Below are 6435 nucleotides of genomic sequence, written 5' to 3'. Positions count from 1 at the left end.
AAAAATACTTGTATACAAAATACCTGTATACAAGTATGGAATATTTTTGAAAATATGAATAAATTGTTTACAATATTTACACAATTTAGACACATATAATTCGTATAATAGGTTTCAGAAAGTGAAAACTTTCTACTCCCACCCTATTATACGCTGGATAACGAGAGTTATCCACAAGAGAGCTCGGGGCTCTTTTTGATTATATCGAAAGGGATTCGTAACGCATCGGAAATCAAGGGCAAAACGCAGGTTTTGCCCTTTTGGATTATACAGAGATCTTTTTGTTTCTTGTTAATGCTTGCGGTCGGCGGCAAAATATTCTATATTATATGGTGAATACAAGTGACATAACAGCATACACACAGATACGTTTTCTGTGAGAAAGAGGCAGTATGGGATGGAAATACATTTTGTTTGATCTGGATGGCACTCTGACGGATTCTAATGAAGGAATCTTGAATTGTGTGGTCTATGCACTGGAAGCGGCGGGAAAGGAGATCCCGGATAGAGAGACCTTATTAAAATTTATCGGACCGCCTCTGGTAGACGGTTTTCAGGAGATCACCGGGATGACCCGTGAGGAGGCTGTGACGGCAACTGCAAAGTATCGGGAAAGATATGGTGTGATCGGTTTGTTTGAGAACAAACCATATGAAGGAATTGAGCAGGTTCTGTCAGAATTAAAGAAGCAGGGTAAGCTTCTTGCACTGGCAACCTCCAAGCCGGAGACATATGCGGTCCGGATCCTGCAGCATTTTCATCTGATGAAATATTTCGATGAGACAGTGGGGAGCGAGCTGGACGGCACACGTAACGATAAGGCAGAGGTGATCAGAGAGGCTCTGCGGCGTCTTAATATTTCCAAAGAGGAATACCGGGATGTCATTATGGTAGGAGACCGGCGTCACGATATCATCGGAGCCGGGAAATGCGGGATTGAATCCCTTGGAGTATATTATGGATTTGCGGAGCCGGGAGAATTAGAGCAGGCAGGGGCAGATTATATTGCACACAGCGTATCGGATGTCCTGGAGATTGTGGGTGATGAAGGGATGAAGGAAAGATAGTTATTTAATAGGAAGAAACTCTTATGTTATATCAGAAAGAAAACGACCAGACAGAAAGGATTATTATGAGTAAAAACAAAAAGGCAAACAGCAGGAAAAGAGCAGCTCAGATGGCTGCGGCAAAGAAAAAGAAGAAAGTGATCATGGCAGTGACAGGGCTTGCTGTCGTGGCAGTGGCTGCAGGAGGAATCTTCTGGTGGCAGCAGCATAAATCGGTCGGAGACAAGCTGGATTATGATCCGGTACAGTATGTGACGATCGGTGAATATAAGGGCGTGCAGGTTTCTCTTGAAGTGACGGATGAGGATCTGCAGGACGAGATCGACAATATACGGGAAGAAAATGCAACCTATCAGCAGCTTGCAGGAACAACGCAGACAGGACAGACGATCCGTGCTTCCTTTGAGGGATATGTGGACGGACAGAAGATGGATGCCACTTGCGGAGAGGATTATGTAGAGCTTGGCTCCGGTGACTGGCTGGATGGCTTTGAGGAGAATCTGACCGGTGTGCAGACAGGGGATTCCGTTGTGTTTACCGTTGCAGTGCCGGAAGGAACCTATGATGATCCGACGATTGACGGCAAGAATGTAGAGTTTCATGCGACTGTGCTTTATATCTGCGGTGAGGAAAATCTGCCGGAGTATTCGGATGATTTTGTGAAATCTATTTCCAAGAAATACAAGACAACCGAGGAGTACAATAATTACCTCAGGGAGAAACTGCATAAGGAGAATGAGGAACAGAAGGCAGAATATGCATGGTCGGATGTACTTGAGACCTGTGAGGCGAAGAAGTATCCAAAGTCCTTGCTGGAGGCTTCCAAGAAGGAAGTGCTTCAGGGTTACTATGACATGGCTTCTGTTTACAATTGCAGCAAAGAAGAGATTTTCCCGATGTTTGGCTACACGGACGAGGCGGAGTTTACCAAGACAGATCTGACACCTCTGGCCAAGGACACTGCCAAGGAATATCTTGCTTCTGAAGCAATCGCCCAGAAGGAGGACATCAGTTATACCGAAGAAGAGTTCGAAAAATATGTCAAGACACAGTATGAGGATATGTCCGATGAATACGATTCCGCAAAGGAATATGAGAAAGCAAACAAAGAATATCTGCAGCGTCAGTTGTTGTTGGAAAAAGTAAAAACATGGATTGCCGATCATGCGAAGTATTCCGGTTGATGGTATATATGGTATTAAAGGAGGTCTTACAATGGACAAATTAAAGATATTGGTTGTGGATGATGAGCAGAGAATGCGCAAGCTTGTCCGTGACTTTCTGGTGAAGCAGAATTTTGAAGTGATGGAAGCCGGCGATGGAGAGGAAGCAGTGGACCTGTTTTATGCCAATAAGGATATCGCTCTGATCATTTTGGATGTTATGATGCCAAAGATGGACGGATGGCAGGTATGCCGTGAGATCCGCAAATATTCTCAGGTGCCGATCATTATGCTGACCGCTAAAAGTGACGAGAAGGATGAGCTGCAGGGGTTTGATCTGGGCGTGGATGAGTATGTGTCCAAGCCGTTTAGTCCAAAGATCCTTGTGGCGCGTGTGGAAGCAATCCTTCGCCGTACCAATGCCCTCGAAGAGGGCGTTAAGGAGGTTGGAGGCATTGTGCTGAATCAGGCAGCCCATGAGGTCAAGATCGATGGCAAAAACATCGAGCTCAGCTACAAGGAGTTTGAGCTTCTTACTTATTTTATCAACAATCAGGGGGTAGCGCTGTCCAGAGAGCGTATTTTGAATAATGTCTGGAATTATGATTATTTTGGCGATGCCCGTACGATCGATACACATGTCAAAAAGCTTAGAAGCAAGCTCGGTGACAAGGGTGAGTATATTAAGACAATCTGGGGAATGGGGTACAAATTTGAGGTGTAATTGACGATGAGAAATAAGAACGTTTCCTTTCGAAAGATCAGTTCGATCAAAACAAAGCTGATCGTGGTTTTGTGCAGTATCCTTGCACTGACGATCCTTGGCTGCTGGCTTACCAATCAACTTTTTTTGCCGATGTACTATCAGCATAGCAAGATAAGCACGTTGTCCGCTTCCTTCCGTAAGATCAATCATATTGTGAAGAACGACAGCGAGCAGCAGGGGAATCCAAGCGACAGCGGTCTGTCTGAAAAGAGCATTAATACTCTGGATTCTCTGACCGAAAACGGATCCATGAATGCATACCTGTTCCGGATCAATGATTATTTTGGAATGCTGCAGTATACCTTCTGTTATCCGTCTGCAGATTCCCTGAGTAATGTCCAGAAGCAGAATGTACGCGACAAGACCATGGACTATGTTATTGGTCTGGTGAATGGTTATGTTGAGGGAAAGAGCAGAGAACTTATCAAGGGGAATGACAAATATCAGGTATTTAAATCCTATGATGAGCGTATCGGCTCCTATTATCTGGAATTGTTCGGTCGTATTGACTCCGGCGATTTTGTTTATATCAGCACCAACTATCAGAGTATGAAGGAGAGTGTAGCGGTTTCTAACCGTTTTCTTGCTTATATCGGTGTGATCGCTGTGCTGATATCCGGAATCATTTTGTTTATGATCGGTAACAGCTTTACGAAGCCGATCGTTTATCTGACCGACATTGCAACGAGAATGTCGCAGTTAGATTTTGAAGCAAAATATCCGGTCACCACGGAGGATGAGATCGGCAGGCTTGGCAACAGCATTAATATGCTGTCGGAACGCTTAGAGGAGACAATCTCCGAGCTTAAATCTGCCAACAATGAGCTGCAGAAGGACATTGAAAATAAGATTCAGATTGACGAGATGCGTAAGGATTTCCTGTCGAATGTGTCCCACGAATTAAAGACGCCGATCGCACTGATCCAGGGATATGCGGAGGGACTTCATGATAATATCAATGATGACAGCGAGAGCAGGGAATTTTATTGCGATGTCATTATTGATGAAGCCAATAAAATGAACAAAATGGTCAAGAAGCTTCTGACGCTGAATCAGATCGAATTTGGTAAGAACCAGATCAATTTTGAACGCTTTGATATCGTTCAGGTGATCCGTTCAGTGATCCAGTCGGCATCGCTTCTTGCGGACCAGAAGGATGCGGAGATCTACATGGAGGAGACTGAGCCGGTTTACGTCTGGGCTGACGAGTACATGGTGGAGGAGATCGTGACGAATTATATTAGCAATGCGATCAATCATGTGGATGGGGAGAAGAGGATCCGTGTTACGCTGGAAATGCGGGAAAAGGTTGTCCGTATCCGTGTATTTAATACAGGAAAACAGATTCCGGAGGATGAGCTGGACAAGATCTGGATCAAGTTTTATAAGGTGGACAAGGCAAGAACAAGAGCTTACGGAGGCAGCGGAATCGGTCTTTCTATCGTAAAGGCAATCGTGGACGCCATGAATCAGCAGTGCGGTGTAAAAAACTGTCATGACGGTGTGGAATTCTGGTTTGATCTTGACCGTCAGAGCCATTGATCCGGCGCAGGGCGGCAGAGTTGAAATCATTGCGTGGAAACAGAAAATATGCTACAATATAAGCATTAGCCCGAGAGACTTTTCGCACAGAATAAGGGGATTATGAGAGATGAAGATTCATACCAATAAAAGACTGATCGCAGCGGCTGCCGTAATGGCGTTTACGCTGACAGGCTGTGGTTCTGTTCCGGATCTGGATCATGTTAATCGTGATATGGAAGCGGAGTATATGGCAGGTGCACTGCTCAAATATGATAAGAATAATGACGATATGCTTGACTATGACAGAAGTATTTTACGGGCAACGCCGACACCGACACCGGTTCCGACAAGCAAACCGGTACAGACGACGGCAACACCGTCCGGTTCTGCTGTAGCAGGAAACGATTCTGACGGTACCGGTGAGGTGGCAGCGACAGTTCCGGCAGAAAAGGTGTTTGATCTGAAGCAGGTAGACATTAAAATGATGTCCAGTGAACTGAAGCAGACGTATGGTTCTGCAGATGCAGCGGTCACTGCGCATAGTGGCAGCAAGCTTTATATTGTGCATTTTCGTGTGAAGAATCAGGCATCTATACGGCAGAAGGTGAATCTTCTCAAGAAGGATCTTGAGTATACACTGGTCTCTGACGGCGAAGTATTAGGAAAACCGTTGATGACGATATTGCAGAATGACCTGCAGTATTATAAGGAGAACATGAAGGCCGGTCGAAATTCCGAGGCGGTTTTGGTATTTGAGATTGACGGGAAGCAGAAACTTCAGAATCCGGTGATTCAGGTGACGGATGGAAAAGTTACGGGAGAGATTGCTGTTCATTAGCAAGGAAGCTACTGTTATCCGGGGATAACAGGAATATAGAAAGGATTGAGGTTTATATGGAGACAGGTATTTTATTGGAGAGTGGAACAAACGAGCTGGAGATATTGGAATTTCGTGTGGGCAAGAACTATTATGGTATTAATGTGGCGAAGATACGGGAAATCCTTCCGTATCAGAAGCCGACACCAATCCCGAATGCAGATGCAAGGATCGAGGGAATCTTTATGCCGAGAGATGAGGTCATTTCTATTGTGGATCTTTCTACCGTGATGAATATCCCGAAGGCAGCATCTACGGCGGGGGATATGTATATCGTAACGAATTTCAATAAGCTGAATACAGCCTTTCATGTACAGGGCGTGGAGGGAATCCACAGAGTTTCCTGGGAGGATATCATTGAGCCGGATTCGACGATCAATGCGTCAGGCATGGGGATGGCGACGGGAATTATCCGGATCGGGGAAAAGCTGATCATTATACTTGATTTTGAGAAGATAGTAGCACAGATCAATCCGGAGACGGGACTGAAGGTTTCTGATATCGATCATATGAGTGGCAGAACAAGAGTGGATTCTCCGATTCTTATTGCAGAGGATTCACAGCTTCTGGGAAAGATGCTTCTGGATTGTTTGAAGAGAGCAGGATTTAATAATGTAGATATCACAGCGAACGGAAAGGAATGCTGGGATAAGCTGACAGCATATGAGCAGAAGGGTGTTCTTGATGAGAAGGTTGCCTGCGTGATCACAGATATCGAGATGCCACAGATGGATGGACATCATCTGACCAAGCTGATCAAAAGCAATGAGAATATGGCACATATTCCGGTTATCATTTTCTCTTCTCTGATCAACACGGAGATGCGCAAAAAGGGAGAGAGTCTGGGAGCAGATATGCAGCTTTCCAAACCGGAGATCGGTCAGCTTGTCGGAGCGATTGATGAGATCCTGCAGATTGACAGGGCAGATTAAAAGGTTGACGTAATTTTGCAGATTGACAGAATTGATTGAGTGATTGACGGAATTCTGGAGATTGACAGAGCAGATGGAGCGGTCAAAGGGCAGATAAAGAACAGGT

6 protein-coding genes are annotated in these 6435 nt (G+C 45.1%); all 6 read left to right on the top strand.

The genetic code is table 11. The features are described from left to right. The first annotated feature begins 392 nt into the window (after positions 1-392). The 6 genes from DXA20_RS07625 (at position 393) to DXA20_RS07600 (ending at position 6329) form a co-directional block, all read left to right on the top strand. A complete protein-coding gene (locus DXA20_RS07625) occupies positions 393-1067 on the top strand; it encodes an HAD hydrolase-like protein (protein WP_118559860.1) in 675 nt (224 codons plus the stop codon). Positions 1068-1132: 65 nt separating this feature from the next. Beyond that, a complete protein-coding gene (locus DXA20_RS07620) occupies positions 1133-2251 on the top strand; it encodes an FKBP-type peptidyl-prolyl cis-trans isomerase (protein WP_158577165.1) in 1119 nt (372 codons plus the stop codon). A gap of 31 nt (positions 2252-2282) precedes the next feature. Beyond that, positions 2283-2954, top strand: a complete 672-nt coding sequence (locus DXA20_RS07615; RefSeq protein ID WP_022306684.1) for a response regulator transcription factor — start codon at positions 2283-2285, stop codon at positions 2952-2954. Positions 2955-2960: 6 nt separating this feature from the next. Then, a complete protein-coding gene (locus DXA20_RS07610; protein ID WP_022306683.1) occupies positions 2961-4538 on the top strand; it encodes a sensor histidine kinase in 1578 nt (525 codons plus the stop codon). 109 nt (positions 4539-4647) lie between these two features. After that, positions 4648-5358, top strand: coding sequence for a hypothetical protein (locus DXA20_RS07605; protein ID WP_118559858.1), 711 nt, complete (start codon positions 4648-4650; stop codon positions 5356-5358). Positions 5359-5414: 56 nt separating this feature from the next. Beyond that, positions 5415-6329 carry a chemotaxis protein gene (locus tag DXA20_RS07600; protein ID WP_118559857.1) on the top strand — a complete coding sequence of 305 codons (915 nt, stop codon included), beginning with the start codon at positions 5415-5417 and terminating at the stop codon, positions 6327-6329. Positions 6330-6435: the final 106 nt, after the last annotated feature.

It is taken from the genome of Roseburia sp. AM59-24XD (assembly GCF_003478445.1).
Classification (GTDB): Bacteria; Bacillota; Clostridia; order Lachnospirales; family Lachnospiraceae; genus Jutongia.
This window is presented reverse-complemented; position numbering and strand designations above follow the sequence as displayed.